At 72.2% G+C, this 15,074-nt stretch carries 13 protein-coding genes and 1 pseudogene; 5 read left to right on the top strand and 9 right to left on the bottom strand.

What is annotated here, in order from left to right:
• Nucleotides 1-18: 18 nt before the first annotated feature.
• The 3 genes from OHN74_RS05345 to pdxR form a co-directional block, all read right to left on the bottom strand.
• Nucleotides 19-1,296, bottom strand: a complete 1,278-nt coding sequence (locus OHN74_RS05345) for a GNAT family N-acetyltransferase (protein ID WP_327693370.1) — start codon at nucleotides 1,294-1,296, stop codon at nucleotides 19-21.
• 113 nt (nucleotides 1,297-1,409) lie between these two features.
• Nucleotides 1,410-2,999 (bottom strand): alkaline phosphatase D family protein, encoded by a 1,590-nt coding sequence (locus OHN74_RS05340; protein ID WP_327693369.1) that lies wholly within the window; start codon nucleotides 2,997-2,999, stop codon nucleotides 1,410-1,412.
• 131 nt (nucleotides 3,000-3,130) lie between these two features.
• Nucleotides 3,131-4,561: a MocR-like pyridoxine biosynthesis transcription factor PdxR gene (gene pdxR, locus OHN74_RS05335; RefSeq protein WP_327693368.1), complete on the bottom strand. Its 1,431-nt coding sequence runs from the start codon at nucleotides 4,559-4,561 to the stop codon at nucleotides 3,131-3,133.
• Between pdxR and OHN74_RS42850 the strand changes: the two are divergent.
• A pseudogene (locus tag OHN74_RS42850) lies at nucleotides 4,552-5,034 on the top strand (EamA family transporter); the annotation flags it as partial. The gene pdxR and the pseudogene OHN74_RS42850 sit on opposite strands and share 10 nt — an antisense overlap.
• A gap of 474 nt (nucleotides 5,035-5,508) precedes the next feature.
• Here the strand turns inward: OHN74_RS42850 and OHN74_RS05325 are convergent.
• Nucleotides 5,509-6,351, bottom strand: coding sequence for an alpha/beta fold hydrolase (locus OHN74_RS05325; RefSeq protein WP_327693367.1), 843 nt, complete (start codon nucleotides 6,349-6,351; stop codon nucleotides 5,509-5,511).
• A 149-nt stretch (nucleotides 6,352-6,500) separates the two neighbouring features.
• On the opposite strand from OHN74_RS05325, the gene sigJ reads away from it, so the two are divergent.
• Both sigJ and OHN74_RS05315 read left to right on the top strand, forming a co-directional pair.
• The gene (gene sigJ / locus OHN74_RS05320; RefSeq protein WP_327693366.1) at nucleotides 6,501-7,403 is read left to right on the top strand and encodes an RNA polymerase sigma factor SigJ; all 903 of its coding nucleotides are present in this window, start codon (nucleotides 6,501-6,503) and stop codon (nucleotides 7,401-7,403) included.
• 111 nt (nucleotides 7,404-7,514) lie between these two features.
• Nucleotides 7,515-8,276 (top strand): GntR family transcriptional regulator, encoded by a 762-nt coding sequence (locus tag OHN74_RS05315; RefSeq protein WP_327699998.1) that lies wholly within the window; start codon nucleotides 7,515-7,517, stop codon nucleotides 8,274-8,276.
• A gap of 69 nt (nucleotides 8,277-8,345) precedes the next feature.
• Here OHN74_RS05315 and OHN74_RS05310 read toward each other — a convergent pair whose 3' ends face one another.
• The 3 genes from OHN74_RS05310 to OHN74_RS05300 form a co-directional block, all read right to left on the bottom strand.
• Nucleotides 8,346-9,503, bottom strand: a complete 1,158-nt coding sequence (locus tag OHN74_RS05310; RefSeq protein ID WP_327693365.1) for an ROK family transcriptional regulator — start codon at nucleotides 9,501-9,503, stop codon at nucleotides 8,346-8,348.
• A 214-nt stretch (nucleotides 9,504-9,717) separates the two neighbouring features.
• On the bottom strand, nucleotides 9,718-10,392 hold the full coding sequence (locus tag OHN74_RS05305; protein ID WP_327693364.1) for a response regulator transcription factor: 675 nt from the start codon (nucleotides 10,390-10,392) through the stop codon (nucleotides 9,718-9,720).
• Nucleotides 10,393-10,469: 77 nt separating this feature from the next.
• Entirely contained in the window at nucleotides 10,470-11,780 is a 1,311-nt protein-coding gene (locus OHN74_RS05300; protein ID WP_327699997.1) for a sensor histidine kinase, read from the bottom strand.
• A 109-nt stretch (nucleotides 11,781-11,889) separates the two neighbouring features.
• Here OHN74_RS05300 and OHN74_RS05295 point away from each other — a divergent pair, with 109 nt between their 5' ends.
• Together OHN74_RS05295 and OHN74_RS05290 are read left to right on the top strand one after the other, a co-directional pair.
• Entirely contained in the window at nucleotides 11,890-12,894 is a 1,005-nt protein-coding gene (locus OHN74_RS05295; protein WP_327693363.1) for an ATP-binding cassette domain-containing protein, read from the top strand.
• Nucleotides 12,895-12,897: 3 nt separating this feature from the next.
• Nucleotides 12,898-13,626 carry an ABC transporter permease gene (locus OHN74_RS05290; RefSeq protein WP_327693362.1) on the top strand — a complete coding sequence of 243 codons (729 nt, stop codon included), beginning with the start codon at nucleotides 12,898-12,900 and terminating at the stop codon, nucleotides 13,624-13,626.
• 29 nt (nucleotides 13,627-13,655) lie between these two features.
• On the opposite strand, the gene mug is transcribed toward OHN74_RS05290, so the two are convergent.
• Complete coding sequence (mug, locus tag OHN74_RS05285) at nucleotides 13,656-14,105, bottom strand: G/U mismatch-specific DNA glycosylase (RefSeq protein WP_327699996.1); 450 nt, start codon at nucleotides 14,103-14,105, stop codon at nucleotides 13,656-13,658.
• A gap of 444 nt (nucleotides 14,106-14,549) precedes the next feature.
• Entirely contained in the window at nucleotides 14,550-15,011 is a 462-nt protein-coding gene (locus OHN74_RS05280) for a hypothetical protein (protein WP_327693360.1), read from the bottom strand.
• Nucleotides 15,012-15,074 lie beyond the last annotated feature (63 nt).

Genomic DNA, 15,074 nt, shown 5'->3' with positions numbered 1-15,074 from the left:
GGCGCAGTCGGTTCGGGATCAGTCCCGCGCGCTGTGGTCGTACGACCTCGGGGAGGCGACCGGGGTCGCGTCCAGGCGGGCCGTGATGACGAGGGTGCCCTCCTCGATCTGGTAGTCGAGGGGCAGGCCGAGTGCGCGCATCGCGGCGACCATACCGGTGTTCGAGGACTGTGTGACGGCGTACACGTGCTCGCAGTTCGCCTCGCGCGCCATCGACACCAGTCGGCGCAGGAGTTCGCCGCCGACGCCGCGCCGCTGCCACTCGTCCTCGACGAGCAGTGCGATCTCGGTCTCGTCGCCGTCCCACAGAAGGTGGCCCAGGCCGACCACCCGCCCCGACGCCGTCTGCACGGCGAGTGTGCGCCCGTAGCGAGGGCTGAGCAGGTGGCCCAGATAGCGGTCGGCGTCGCCCATCGGGCCGTGGTAGCGGAGCGAGAGAGTGCGCGGTGAGCAGCGCTCGTGCATCGCCTTGGCCGCGTCCAGGTCGCTCGCGTCGGCCCGCCGTACGGTGATGGCGTTGCCCCGCGGCAGTGTCAGCACGTCCTGGCCGTGCGGGACACGGGGGCCGAGCCGTGCGTCCAGCTCCACCAGGGCCCGCGCCCGGGCGAACTCGGTCGGGGTGAACGGCAGGTACGGCCGCTCCACGGTGATCACTCCGCCTTCCGGCGCGCGCAGCCGCATCACCGTGTCGGTCTCCTCCAGGGCCCCCTCGACCGGTACGCCCTCCCGCGCCGCCGAGTCACCGGCGGGCAGCGAACGGATCGTGCACCGGCCGAGCAACTGACGCAGCGCGAGGGGAAGTTCGGCCGCGTCCAGGGCCGTACGGGTGGCCAGGCCCAGGACCCGGGTCGGCGCGTCGACGAGATCGTGGGCGTCGGCCCGCTCGATCCATGTCCCGGCGCCGCCCGCCCGGGACACCGACCCGGAGATCTCGGTCGCGGTGAGGTCGGCGGGGGCGCGCAGCAGGAACTCGTCGACCGTGCCCCGGGCCAGCGGATGCGTCTGGAGGCTGAGGATGTCGATGCGGCGCCCGGCGAGGGCGATGCACAGCGCGGCGAGCGACCCCGGTTCGTCCTTCACCGTCGTCCGCATCCGCCACAGCACGCTCGCGCCGGTACCCGTTCCCGTATCCGTACCGATGCCCGTGTCGGCATCGTTGTCGTCCGGCGGTGCGTGACCGTGGCGGCTTGCCCACCATGTGCGCAGCAGTGCGGCGAGTTCGACGACGTCCCGCCGCCACTGACGTACCGGGCGGCCGTCCGCCGCAGGGGTTTCCTCAGATACTTTTCGAGTCATGCAGCCACCATGCGCCAACGGTGTTGCGTGATCACGAACGGACTGTGACCGAAGGGTTAAGTTGCATTCCGCCCCTTTTGTTTACTCTTGCACGATTACTGTCGTGCGTGCGCCTACTGCCCCACCCGCCCCGGCTGCAGCACCTTCGTGAACAGCACGGTCCCGTCCTGCTCGCGCAGCCGTACCGTCAGCTCCCCGCTGCCGCCGTCGATGTCGACCTCGCCGAAGAACTGGTAGCCGCCGGCGGGCGAGACGTTCGCCGCGGTCGGCGCCTTCACGAAGACGCGCTCGGGACCGAACGTGCCGTCGAGCGCGCTGGCGGGGAAGGCTCCGGCGTTCAGCGGGCCCGACACGAACTCCCAGAACGGCTCGAAGTCGGTGAAGGCGGCCCGCGAGGGCTGGTAGTGCTGGGCCGAGGTGTGGTGGACGTCGGCGGTCAGCCAGACCGTGCCGGTGATCCGCCGGTGCTTGATGTACCGCAGCAGCTCGGCGATCTGCAGCTCGCGTCCGAGCGGCGCACCCGGGTCGCCCTGCGCGACGGCCTCGATGTTCGCCTTGCCCTCGGTGGCGTCCGGCACGACCAGGCCCAGCGGCATGTCGGCGGCGATCACCTTCCACACGGCACGCGAGCAGGACAGCTCCCGCTTGAGCCAGTCCAGCTGCTCGGCGCCGAGGATGCCCTGCGGGTCGACGGTCTGGCCGTCGGGCGAGTTGGCGTTGCGGTACGTCCGCATGTCCAGGACGAACACGTCGAGCAGCGGCCCCTGGTGCAGTACGCGGTACACGCGGCCGTCCCGGGAGCCCGGCCGGAGCGTGGAGATCGGGAAGTACTCGCTGAAGGCCCGTCGGGCCCGGCCGGCGAGGGTGTCGACGCTCTTCTCGGTGTAACGGGTGTCCGAGTCGAGGATCTTCTGCCCCGGGTACCAGTTGTTGCGCACCTCGTGGTCGTCCCACTGGATGATCGACGGGACCTGGGCGTTGAACCGCCGCAGGTTCTCGTCGAGCAGGTTGTAGCGGAAGTTGCCGCGGAACTCGGCGAGCGTCTCGGCGACCTTCGCCTTCTCCTCGGTCGTGATGTTCCGCCAGGTGCTGCCGTCGGGCAGCGCCGCGGTCGCGGCGATCGGACCGTCGGCGTAGATGTTGTCGCCGCTGCACAGGAAGAAGTCGGGGTCGAGCTTCCCCATCGCGTCGTAGATACGGTAGCCGCCCAGATCCGGGTTGATGCCCCAGCCCTGCCCCGCCAGGTCTCCCGACCACAGGAAGCGCACCCCGTCGCGCCGCCGCACCGGCGCCGTACGGAAGGTGCCGGTGACGGGCTCGCCGGTACGGCGCGGGTCGTCCGGATCGGCGAGCATCACGCGGTAGTGGATCTGCTCGCCCGGCGGCAGCCCGCGCAACCGGGTCGTACCGGTGAAGTCGGTGTCCGTGCCGAGCAGCGGACCGTGCCACCTGCGGGGACTGCGGAACGACTCCGTGGCGGACGTCTCGACGACCATCCGGGCCGGCCGGTCGGACCGCACCCACACCAGCCCCGAGTCGGCGGTCACATCGCCCGTCTGGACCCCCCACCCGGCCTTCGGCCGCCCGGACAGGGCGAACGCGGGCGCCGCCGCACCGACGGCGGCGGGCAGGGTCAGGGCCGCCGAAGCGGCGAGTGAACCGCGCAGCACGCTGCGACGACCGGGCAGAGGAGAAGCTGACATGGGGCGTGCCTCCGGGGACAGGATCCGGCGAGTGTGCACAGCCACAACTACGGGGACACCACAGCGCCCACGCAAACCACGAGTGAACAACCGCGGGCGGGGACAAGGGGGAACCGGTGTGCGAACCGACGTCACGCCACCAGAGCCTCCGCCATCAGCCGCACCCCCGCCTCGATCCGAGCCGGCGACAACTGCGCGTACCCCATCACCAGCCGCACATCCGCGCCCCGTACGCGCGCGTGCGCGAAGTCCGTCAGCGGCCTCACCGCGACCCCGGCCGCCGACATTCGCTCCAGGAACCGGTCCTGCGGCCCGTACCGCTCCGGCAGTGCGGCGATCACATGCAGACCGGCCGCGATCCCCGACACCTCGGCCCCGGGAAAGTGCTCCTCCAGCGCCGCCACCAGGGCATCGCGCCGTTCCCGGTACGCGCGCTGGCACCGGCGCAGATGCCGGTCGTAGTCGCCGCGTTCCACGAACCGCGCGAACAGCTCCTGGTCGAGGGCGGGATGCCCGAGGTCCATCGTCCGTTTCCGCTCGACGACCTCGTCGGCGAGCGACTCCGGTACGAGGAGCCAGCCGAGCCGCAGCCCGGGCGCGAGCGACTTGCTGACGGACCCCGTGTAGGCCACGCGCTCGGGGTCGAGCCCCTGCAGCGCGCCCACGGGGGCGCGGTCGTACCGGAACTCCCCGTCGTAGTCGTCCTCGATCACCAGCCCGTCGACCGACCGCGCCCAGTCGAGGAGTTCGGTGCGGCGGCCCGCGGAGTAGGCGATCCCGCAGGGGAACTGGTGTGCGGGCGTGGTCACCACCGCCCGTACCCCGGAGGCCCGCAGCCCATCGAGACCGAGGCCCTCGTCGTCCAGGGGCAGCGGTACGGCGTCCAGACCGGCCGAGGAGTGGAGGGAACCGTGTTCCGGGCTCCCGGGGTCCTCGACGCCGATGCCGCGCATCCCGCGCGCGTGGAGCACGTGCCCGAGCAAAGTCGTCGCCTGCGCGACCCCGGAGACGACCACCAGCCGTTCCGGGTCCGCGACCACGCCCCGGCGCCGCGCGAGGAGCTCCGCCAGGGCCGTCCGCAGCCGGGGCAGCCCCCGCGGATCCGGATAGCCGAGGGCGTGATGGGGGAGCTCCGCGAGCACCGCGCGCTGGGCGGCGGCCCAGGCGGCACGCGGGAACAGCGACAGGTCCGGGGTGCCCGGGAGGAAGTCGGCGACGGCGCCGGGGGAGCGCGGGGCGAGGTCCCGCGCGCGCGGGTGGGCGGCCCGGGCGGCACCGCCCACCCAGGTCCCGGCCCCGCGCCCGCTGCGCAGATAGCCCTCCGCGGTCAACTGCTCGTACGCCTCCGTGACGAGCCCCCGCGACACCCCGAGGTCGGCCGCGAGATCCCGGCTCGACGGCAGCCGCGTCCCCGGTACGAGCAGCCCCGAGCGGACCGCCGCCCGCAACGCCTCCTGAAGCGAACGCCCACGCGCGCGTGCGGGTGCGTCGGCGGCCGGGAGCAGCAACTCCCAGGCGGCGGAACCCGGCAGGCCGCTCGGACTGGTCCCCGATGACGTCATGGAAGTGGACCTTAAACCGGTCCACCGCCGTCCCTAGCGTCACCTTCATGAACGCCACCCCCGACCCCGGCGACACCACCCCCGCGCGCGGGGCCCTTCTCACCGCCCTCGCCGCCGTGCTCGTCGGCTGCTCCTTCACCGCCAACAGCGTCCTCGGCGACTACCCGTACGCCGGCGGCCAGTTCCTCCGCTACGGCCTGGCCTGTCTGCTTCTTCTGCCCCTGGTCGGCCGGGGCGGAGCCGCCCCGCTGCGGACACTTGCCGCCCGCCAGTGGACCCGCCTCGCGCTGCTCGCCGCCGTCGGCATGGTCGGCTTCAACCTGGCCGTCATCGCCGCCGAACGCGGCGCGGAACCGGCGGTGCCGGGAGTGTTCGTGGGCTGCGCGCCCGTGGTCGTGGCGGTCCTGGTGCCCCTGCTGGACGGACGGCGTCCCCAACGGGCCGTGCTGTACGGGGCGTTGACCGTCGCGGCGGGCGCGTTCGCGGTCCAGGGGTGGGGCCGTACGGACGGCGCCGGCATCGCGTTCTCCGGATGCGCGCTGGCCGGTGAGGTCGGGTTCGCGGTGCTCGCGGTACCGGTGCTGCGTCCCCTCGGGCCCCGGCTGCTGTCCGCGACCGTGTGCGGTCTCGCCGCCGCCGAGTCCGCGCTCGCCGGGACGGTCCTCGACGGCGCCGGCTGGTTGCGCCTGCCCGACGCCACCGAGACCGCCGCGCTGCTGTGGCAGGCGGCGGTCGTCACCGTCGTCGGCTTCGTGTGCTGGTACATCGGCATGCAGCGGATCGGCGCGGAACGCGCCACGCTCTTCTCCGGCCTCATCCCCGTCGCCGCGGCCTGCACGGCCCCGCTCGTCGGGACGGGCTCCTACGGAGCCGTACAGGCCGCCGGGAGTGCCCTTGTCGCCACCGGAGTCGCCCTGGGGTCCGGTGCGTTGGGCTTCCTGCGCCGGTCAGCGGCTGCCGTCGAGGAGCACCCGGGCGACCAGCGCCGGGTCGTCGTTCATCGGGACGTGGCCGCAGCCGGGGAGGCGGATCAGACGGGCCTTGGGGATGATCTGCTTGGCGCGGATGCCCTGGCGTCGCACGAGCAGCAGGTCCCGGGTGCCCCACGCGACGGTGACCGGGATGCCCGGGACGTCGTCCGTGAAGCGGATGTCGCGGCCGGCCCTGAGGGTCTCCGTGAACCCCTGGGCGTTCGCCAGGGCGAGTGTCTCGGCGACGACGGCCTCGGGTGAACGGCGGCCGGGACGGGCGTAGATGGAGCTTGTCAGGACGCTGCGCCCCGCCGCCGAGCGCGACAGCCGCTCGACCAGCGGCCCCGGCATGCTCCGCGCGGCCCGCCGCATCGCGAGCAGCACCCCGAAGGCGTACCGCCGCTCCGGCTGCGACCAGAACCCCGCAGGGGAGAGCGCGGTGACGGACCGGACGCGCTTCTCACGCCCGAGTTCCAGGGCCAGCAGACCGCCCAGCGAGTTGCCCGCCACGTGCGGCCGGTCCAGCTCCAGCGCCTCGCACAGGGCGCCGAACACGGCGGTCATCGTCGGCAGGTCGTGGGTGAAGCCGTCCGGCAGCGCCGGGGACGCGCCGAATCCGGGAAGGTCCACGGCGATCACATCGCGCTCGGTGGCCAGGATGTCGATCACCGGGTCCCAGGCCTGCCGGTGATGACCGATGCCGTGCAGCAGCAGAAGCGGTTCGCCGGCGCCCACGCGCGCGTACGACAGGGTCACGGTCCTGGGCTCGGCCCCCGGGTCGTACGGATAGGGGACCTCGAAGGTGACGGTGGCGGACATGGGGCTGCTCCTACTCGTACACATCTGCGCGGCTGTCCACGGGCACTGCGTAGACAGCTTGTCAGCAATTGCTACTGGCGGGTAGTCCTGGTGGGCGGCGGCCGACAACTCGCTGGACATCACCCTCGGTGCCGGGTTGGGATGGAGCCGTGACCGCCGACACCGTGACCGACGTCTTCGAAGACCACCGGCCTGTCCTGATGGGCGTTGCCTACCGCATGCTCGGCCGGGTGGCCGACGCCGAGGACGTCGTCCAGGACGCGTGGCTGCGCTGGTCCGGCGCCGACCGGACCGACGTACGCGAACCGCGCGGCTATCTCGTGCGCGTCACGACCCGGCTCGCCATCGACCGACTGCGCCAGGTGAAGGCGCGGGGCGAGACATACGTCGGCCCCTGGCTGCCCGAGCCGTACGTCACCGAACTCACCGGCGCCGCGGGCACCGTTCCGGACGCTGCCGAGCGGGCCGTGCTCGCCGACACCGTGTCCATCGCGGTCATGGTCGTCATGGAGTCCCTCTCACCGCTGGAGCGCGCGGTGTTCGTCCTCAGGGAGGCCTTCGCGTACCCGTTCGCGGAGATCGCCGCCATGCTCGACCGCACCGAACCGGCGGTGCGCCAGCTCGCCGGACGCGCCCGCCGGCACGTCGACGAACGGCGCCCGCGCTACGAGGTCGACCCGGCCCAGCGCCGTGACCTGACCGAGCGGTTCCTCGTCGCCGCGGAACAGGGCGATCTCGCGGGCCTCATGGAACTGCTCGCCCCGGACGTCTGCCTCGTCGCCGACAGCGGCGGCCTGGCGCGGGCGCCGCGCCGGATCCTGGAGTCGGCCGACCACGTGGGCCGCTTCGTCGTCGGCACCGCCGGCAAGGGCCTGGTGGACGCGTCGTTCCGCTTCCTGGAGGTCAACGGCGGCTTCGCCGTGCTGATCCTGGACGGTGGCAAGCCCGACGCCGTGTTCCAGATGGATGTCGCGGACGGCCGTATCCAGTGTGTGTACATCATCCGCAACCCGGACAAGGTGCGCTCCCTGGCCCTTCCCCAGGAAGACTGATTGGTCTTGACCAAGCCTCAGGGCCGCCCTATGGTCGCAGGAAAGTGCAACAACCTTTAATAAACAAGGGCGCCAAAACGCCGCCGGACCACGGCGATTGCGGAGGACATGGTGGGGACCACGCAGTTGGAAACGGTGCCGGAGCCGAAGTACTGGCATCTGAAGACCGTGCTCAGTGAGGCACTGGACTCCGAGTTCACGGTGGGGGAGATCCTGCCCAACGAGCGCGACCTCGCGGCCCGCTTCGGCGTCGCCCGTGCCACGCTGCGCCAGGCACTGGAGCAGCTCGAACTCGAAGGCCGGCTCCAGCGCCGCCGCGGTGTCGGTACGACCGTCGCCCCGCCGCGCATGGGAGTTCCCGTGGGCACGGCCCAGCACGTATGGCCGGGCGCGGCGGGCGACACCTGGCAGCCCGTGGACAGCACGCTGACCGTACCGTCCGTGTCCGTGGCCGCCGCCCTGGAGACTGGCCAGGACGAGGCCGTCCACACCGTGCGCCGCTCGCGCGTCTCGCACGGCCAGCCGGTCGCCGCCGAACTCCTCTACGTCCCGGTCGGCTCGGTCCCCGACCTGTCGGCGATAGACGCTCCGTCCGGCTCGGCACGCGCGCGTGCGGTGCTGCGCGAACTCCAGCGCCTGGAACTGGAGGGCCAGGACCGCGCCGTGGAACTCGGCTCGGCCCGCGCGGACGACGCCAAGGAGCTGGACCGCCTCCCCGGGGCGCCCGTCCTCGTCGTCACCACCCGCTTCTTCACCGAGGGCCGCACGGCCGCACTCTCCGTGGCGACCTATCGCGCTGACACGTGCCGGTTGACCTTCGGCGACACCGGGGGAGTGGAGATCCACCACGGCCCGGAACGCCGCGCGTCCTGACGGCCGTACATCCCCGCGCCCTCAAAGGGGCGCGGGGAACTGCGCGACCAGCCACAACGGACCTGCGGCTCAACGACGGGCCGTCACAGTCCCCTCCACCGCGAACAACTGCTCGTCGACATGGTCGAGGGCCAGCCGCAGTGCGCCCGTCGCCACGGCCGCCTCGCCGAGGAGCGACAGGGCCACGCCGGGCGGGCGCAGACAGTAACGCGCCAGCTCGTCGCGCAACGGTTCCAGTACGCCGTCCAGCCCCGCCGCCCAGCCCCCGACGACGACCAGTTCGGGGTCGAGGGCCAACACGAGCGCGGCCACGTCGTGGACCAGCCGCTGGATGAAACGGTCGACGGCCGCGCGGGCCTGCTCGTCGCCTTCGCGGGCGCGGGCGAACACCTTGGCGACCGCCACCTCGTCGAGCGGGTGCAGCGGCTCTCCCGTGGTCGACAACAGCGCCTCGGGAGTCGCCTCCCGGCCCAGCAGATGCAGCGCGCCGATTTCCCCGGCCGCCCCGCCGAACCCCCGGTGCAGCCGCCCGCCGATCAGTGAGCCTGCACCCGGACTCAGCCCGGCCAGCACGAACACCACGTCGTCGGAGTCGATCGCCGCGCCCTTCCAGTGCTCGGCGACGGCAGCAGCGTTGGCGTCGTTCTCGACGAGCACAGGGCACTTGAAGGACCGGCTGAGCCGTTCGCCGAGCCGCAGCCCGGTCCACTCGGGCAGCGCGGTGCACAGCCGTACCACCCCGTCGGCCTCCACGATCCCGGGCGTGGCCACGCCCACGGCCCGCAGCGAGTCACGGGCCACCCCGGCCCGGCGCAACAACTCGGCGACGGCAGACCGCAACCGCTCCAGCCGCTCGTCCGCGGGCGCCGCCTCGTCGACGTCCTTCGAGATCGACCCCAGAAGCCGCCCGTCGAGGTCGGACAACAGCGCGGCAACGCGATGGGACCCGATCTCCAGCCCCAGCAGATGCCCGGCCTCCGCCCGGAACCGGAACCGCCGCGCGGGCCGCCCCTGCCGCCGCGCGACGCTCTCGTCGGCGGCCTTCTCGACGACGAGCCCGGCCTCGATGAGCCCCTCGACGACGCCCTCGACGGTCGGCCGGGACAGCCCCGTCACCCGGGTGATCTCGGTCAGTGTCGCGCAGTCCGTGGCACGCAGCGCGTGCAGCACCACCGCGGAGTTGATCCTTCGCAGCAGCGAGGGATCCCCACCGGTCAGCTGCCCCAACGTACGTCCTTCCGACTGAGCGGACCTGGTGAAGGCGGGTGCGCAACCGCGCCCCGACAGGGGCGCGGGGAACTGCGCGACCAGCCGCCACCGGCCCGCAGGTTCATCACCGCGCTTCCCGCGGAGCGCTCGCTGCGCGTGTGGGGCGGATCGTACTCGGCGCGGAGCACCCGGGCGAGAGCCGGACACCCCCGACCTGTCCGACGGGCCGGGATCATCCGGGCGCCACGAACCCGGATTCGTACGCCACGATGACCGCCTGCGTACGATCCCGGGCCCCCAGTTTCGCCAGCACCTGGCTGACGTGCGACTTCACGGTCTCGGTCCCGACGACCAGCCGGGCGGCGATCTCCGCGTTGGACAGCCCCCGGGTCATCAGCCGCAGCACCTCCGCCTCGCGCTCGGTCAGCCGCGCCCGCTCCAGCACCGCCCGGGCCGCCCGGTTCCCGCCGTCGTCACCGTCGCCGTCCCCGTACTCGGCCGCCAGCCGCCGTACCGAGGCCGGGAACAGCAGCGACTCGCCCTCGGCGACCAGCCGCACCGCGTGCACGATCTCGGCCGGCCGGGCCCGCTTGAGCAGAAACCCGTCGGCGCCGGCCCGCAGCGCCTCGTACACGTACTCGTCGTTCTCGAACGTCGTGATCACCAGGATCTTCGGCGGCTCCGCCACCGTCCGCAGCACCGCGCGCGTGGCCTCGATCCCGTCCATCAACGGCATCCGCACATCCATGGCGACCACATCGGGCCGCAACTGCCTGACCAACGGAATGACGGCGGCCCCGTCCGCGGCCTCCCCGACAACCTCGATATCGGGCTGAGCCTCCAACACGGCCCGCAGACCGGCCCGTACGAGGGGTTCGTCGTCGACCAGGAGCACGGTTATGGGCATCCGGTCAGCGTAGATCAACCGGCCGCGCCCCGCCGGACGCGGTGGAGGGGCGGTGGCAGGGGAGGGCGCGTGCCGGGTCAGCCGTTTCTCCCGGCACCGAGGACCGCACCCGCCCGTTGCCTTCCGTTCCTCGCGTTCTTTCCGCGCTTTCCACCCTTTCCGTCGTGTCCGCCGACCCCGTCGTGTCCGCCGAGGCGTGCTCCCGGCCTCACCCGGCCTTCCCCGACCGGCAGTTCGACCCGCACCCGCCACTCGTCGGCCGCTTCTTCCGCTCCTGTCCAGGCCTGCCCGCCCAGCAGTGCCGCCCGTTCACGTATCCCGCGCAGGCCGTTGCTGACCCGGCCCGGACCCGGTGTCGGGGCGGACATCGGATTGCGGACGTCGAGGACCAGCGTGCCGTCGACGAACGCCACCCGGACCCGCACCGGGACCGGACCCGCGTGCCGCAGCACGTTGGTGAGCGACTCCTGGAGGATGCGGTAGCCCTCGCGGGACACCGGACCCGGCAGACGGTCCAGCGGACCGGTCAGCTCGGCGTCGACCCTCGCCCCGGAGGCGCGCGCGGACTCCAGGAGGCGGCCGGCCTCGGTCAGGGCGGGGCGGCTGCTCGCGGGTCGGTCCGACTCGCGCAGCACGCCCAGCACCCGCTCAAGGTCCTCCAGTGCGGCCCGGCCGGTCTCCTCGATGGCACCCAGGGCCCGGTCGGTGAACTCCGGGTCGCCGGCCGCTCGGGCGGCGCCCGCCTGGACCACCGCCACCGTGAGCGCGTGCCCTATGGAGTCGTGCAGCTCGCGGGCTATGCGGCTGCGCTCCAGGAGCTGCTCCGTGCGCTCCTCCAGCGCGGCGAGCCGCTCGGACGGCGAGGGGCCCAGCAGACTGCGCGCGGCTGCGGTGATCAACTCGCCCAGGCCGACCACCACGCCGTAGAAGGCGATCAGCGGCAGCGGCGCGAGCAGGGCGTACACCCAGTGCGGCTGAGAGGCCGGCAGGAACGGATTGTCGTCGGCGAAGTGCCCGGTGGCGGCCCGGACCAGGTCGACGGAGGTCAGCGGCAGCCAGACACTGGCACCCATCGCCACCGGCCCCAGCGCCATCCGCACCTCCAGCCACAGCACCGTCCGCAGCCGGTCCCGCCAACTCGCCGACGGCGCGACGGAGATCGCCGACTCGGACACCGGCTCGCCCGGCGTCAGCAGCAGCCGCGCCTGCACCCCCTCGCCCAGCCGCACGGCCGGAATCAGCCCGACCGGCAGCAGGATCGCCGCGGGCACCCACGGGCTCGACATGTCGATGAACAGCCACACGCTCACGATGAGTATCGGCACCCACAGGTGCAACAGGCGGGTGTACGTCGTCCCCCGCAGCAGCGGGCGCAGGAAGCGGGCCATGCCGGACATGGTGACAGCCGCCACCGACAACAGACCTCCCCCAGGCGGGGGAGACGTTCTCCACCGGTGGGGGAGGCCCCGCCACCGCCGGCCCCGGCAGGCTGCTGCCATGACCAGCATCGACGTCCACGACCTCACCAAGGAGCACGGCACCGTACGCGCCGTCGACCACCTCACCTTCAGTGTCAGGCCCGGCCGCGTCACCGGATTCCTCGGCCCCAACGGCGCCGGAAAGTCCACCACCATGCGGCTCGTGCTCGGCCTGGACCGGCCGACCCACGGCACCGCCACCATCGGAGGCCAGGCCTACGCCACCCTCCGCGAGCCCCTCCGCACGGTCGGCGCCCTGCTCGACGCACAGGCCGCCCACGGCTCCCGTACCGCCCGCGACCACCTCAGGGCGCTCGCGGTGGGCAACCGCATCCCGGACCGCCGGGTGGACGAGGCACTGGCCGAGACGGGGCTCGCCTCCGTGGCACGCCGCCGGGTGAGGACGTACTCCCTGGGCATGCGCCAGCGGCTCGGCATCGCGGCCGCGCTCCTCGGCGACCCCGAGGTGGTGATGCTCGACGAGCCGTCGAACGGCCTCGACCCCGAAGGCATCGTCTGGATCCGCGGGTTGCTGCGCAGGCTGGCCGAGGAGGGCCGTACGGTCCTGGTCTCCAGCCACCTCATGAACGAGACCGCGTCCTTCGCCGACCACCTCGTCGTCCTCGGCCGGGGACGCCTGCTCGCCGACACCCCGATGCGCGAGTTCATCGACGCACGCGTACGGCCACGCGTGCGCGTGCGCACCCCGGACGGCGCGGCCCTCCGCAGGCTGCTTGCAGAAAACGGCTACGAGGCCACCGCGCACGGCGACAGCCACAGCGACCACGACGACCACGAAGGCCACTGGACGGTGGAGCACGCGCGCGTGGACGACATCGGCCGGCTCATCTCGGCCGCCGGCCTGACCGTCCTCGAACTGGCCTCCGACGAAGGCACGTTGGAACAGGCCTACCTGGACCTGACGGCCTCGGCGACCGAGTTCACCACGACCCCGGCCCCGACCCCAGCCCCTGTCCCGCAGACCCCGCAGACCCCGCAGACCCCGCAGTCCCAGGAGGCCTGAGCCATGTCCTTCGTTCCCGTACTCCACGCCGAGTTGATCAAGATCCGCACCCTGCGGTCGCTGCTCGGGGCGCTGGGCGCGGTCGTCCTCGTCACGGGGCTGTTCTCGGCGCTCGCCGGGCTCGACTCCGGCGCCGGCGAGGAGGACTTCGATCCGCTGTTCTCGGCGTTCTTCGGCATCAACTTCGGGCAGATCGCGGCGGTGGCCTTCGGCGCCACGGCGGTGTCGTCCGAGTTCCATGGCGCCGGCCTGCGCGCCACCCTGGCCGCGGTGCCCCGCCGGGGCCGCTGGTTCGCGGCCAAGACGCTGGCAATCGCCGTACCTGTCCTGGTCGTCGGCCTCGTCGCCGGGGGAGTGAGTCTGGCCGTCGGCAAGGCGGCCCTCGGCGCCGACGCGAACGGCCTGACCTGGTCGGAGGGCATGCGCGGCGTGATCGGCTGCGGCCTCTACCTCACGCTGATGGCACTGCTCGCGTCCGGCCTGACCGCCCTGCTGCGCAGCGGCGTCGCCACGCTGAGCATCCTGATCCCGTTCCTGCTCATCGTCTCGTTCGTGGTCGGCGGGGTCTCGGGCACCGTCGCCGACTTCCTGCCCGACAAGGCGGGCCAGGTGGTGTTCCACCAGACCTGGAACGGCTCACTGGGCCCCTGGACCGGCCTCGCGGTGACCACCCTGTGGGCGGCCGGCGCGCTGCTGGCGGGAGCGTGGAGCGTACGACACCGCGACGCCTGACCGGACGTACACGCTGCCCCGTACACAGGCTAGGAAGCCGCCTCCCGAAGCCGCCCGAACTCCTCCGCCATGGTCGCCGCAGTCCAATGAGCGTTCAAGCCGCTTGGGTTGGGCAATGCCCACACGCGCGTGTCGCCGATCAACCGTTCCTGTGGGCCCACCTGGGCCTTTCGGTCGTCGAAGGCGGCCCGGTACGCCGTCACACCCACGACGGCCAGCCACCGTGGGCGCAGTCGCGTCACCTTCGCGGCCAGCAGCCGCCCGCCCTCGCGGTATTCCTCGGCGGACAGCTCGTCGGCCCGTGCGGTCGCCCGGGCGACGACGTTCGTGATGCCGAGCCCGTAAGAGAGCAACTCGTCCTGCTCGGCGGGCTTCATGAGCCTCGGGGTGAATCCGGAGAGGTGCAGGACGGGCCAGAAACGGTTGCCGGGGCGGGCGAAGTGATGGCCCGTCGCCGCCGTCATCAGGCCGGGATTGATGCCGCAGAAGAACCCGCTGGGCTGGGATACGGCAGGTCAGAGCGACGCCGATCCCCTGACCTGCAACGCAGCATGCGTGTTCGGGTAGTTCGCTGCGTCTTCGTGTAGTACGGCGCATAGATTTGCATGATCGTTTTCCCATCGGTTTCCCAGTTTCCCGCCTGATCGGGCGGGAAACTGGGAAACGTGAGCGAGGCGTCACAGGGGCCGGAGGTCAGCAATGGCCTCCGGCCTCCGGACTCACTACCGCGCGATGAGCGGCAGCCCGGTCACCCTGACCGAGGACGCGGGGTGAGTGGCGGAGCCGGCGGTGACGGAACTTTGGCTCCACCACGTGGGGCTGGCGGCTGACCAGGACTTGGCGGTGGTACGGGACACGTTGAAGGCGGTGGGGTGAGCTGTCGGGTTCATCCCATCGCGCACGGACCGGGCAGGGCTGTCAGCTCAACAGGCGATGACGTACCAGACCGGGGTCCAGAACACGTCATTCTTGTCGGGAGCGTCGATGGAGAACATCCAGGCGCCGTTCGCGTCGTAGAAGTGTGCCCTGGTGCCCGGCGTCTGGTTGTTGTGGAGGGAGCCCCAGCCCACGAGGTTGGGCAGGGTGTACGTCGTGCCGCACGTGGTGTAGTCGAATCTGTTGCCGTTCCCGCCCTTCCCGCACACGTAGTAGTACGCGCAGTTCAGCGTGGCGGCGGCCGAGCCGGACCTGGCTGTTGCGGGTTCGACGGCGTTCTTCATCTGGGCCGCCGTCAGCGACGGCTGCCGCGCCTGCTCGGAGGTGAGGATGCCCGTGGTGACCGTGGTGCTGTCGGTGTGGGCGGCGGCTGTACTGCTGAGCCCGATCGTCGAGGTCGCGATCGTGGCTGCCGCGAACAGTGCCGCGGCCAACGTGCGTAATGTCATGTGGAATCCCCTCCGTGTGCCCGTCAGTTCGCGCTTTCGGGTGTAGCGGTCGGTGGTCCCTCA

The organism is Streptomyces sp. NBC_00459 (assembly GCF_036013955.1).
GTDB lineage: Bacteria > Actinomycetota > Actinomycetes > Streptomycetales > Streptomycetaceae > Streptomyces.
The sequence above is the reverse complement of the archived record's forward strand: the minus strand, read 5'-3'. Positions and strand labels throughout refer to the sequence as shown.

Excerpts from the sequence above, each read along its gene's own strand:
- OHN74_RS05345 (WP_327693370.1), bottom strand. The coding sequence starts at position 1,296 with ATGACTCGAAAAGTATCTGAGGAAACCCCTGCGGCGGACGGCCGCCCG.
- OHN74_RS05340 (WP_327693369.1), bottom strand. The coding sequence starts at position 2,999 with ATGTCAGCTTCTCCTCTGCCCGGTCGTCGCAGCGTGCTGCGCGGTTCA.
- pdxR (WP_327693368.1), bottom strand. The coding sequence starts at position 4,561 with ATGACGTCATCGGGGACCAGTCCGAGCGGCCTGCCGGGTTCCGCCGCC.
- OHN74_RS05325 (WP_327693367.1), bottom strand. The coding sequence starts at position 6,351 with ATGTCCGCCACCGTCACCTTCGAGGTCCCCTATCCGTACGACCCGGGG.
- OHN74_RS05305 (WP_327693364.1), bottom strand. The coding sequence starts at position 10,392 with ATGCCCATAACCGTGCTCCTGGTCGACGACGAACCCCTCGTACGGGCC.
- OHN74_RS05300 (WP_327699997.1), bottom strand. The coding sequence starts at position 11,780 with ATGGCCCGCTTCCTGCGCCCGCTGCTGCGGGGGACGACGTACACCCGC.
- OHN74_RS05295 (WP_327693363.1), top strand. The coding sequence starts at position 11,890 with ATGACCAGCATCGACGTCCACGACCTCACCAAGGAGCACGGCACCGTA.
- OHN74_RS05290 (WP_327693362.1), top strand. The coding sequence starts at position 12,898 with ATGTCCTTCGTTCCCGTACTCCACGCCGAGTTGATCAAGATCCGCACC.
- OHN74_RS05280 (WP_327693360.1), bottom strand. The coding sequence starts at position 15,011 with ATGACATTACGCACGTTGGCCGCGGCACTGTTCGCGGCAGCCACGATC.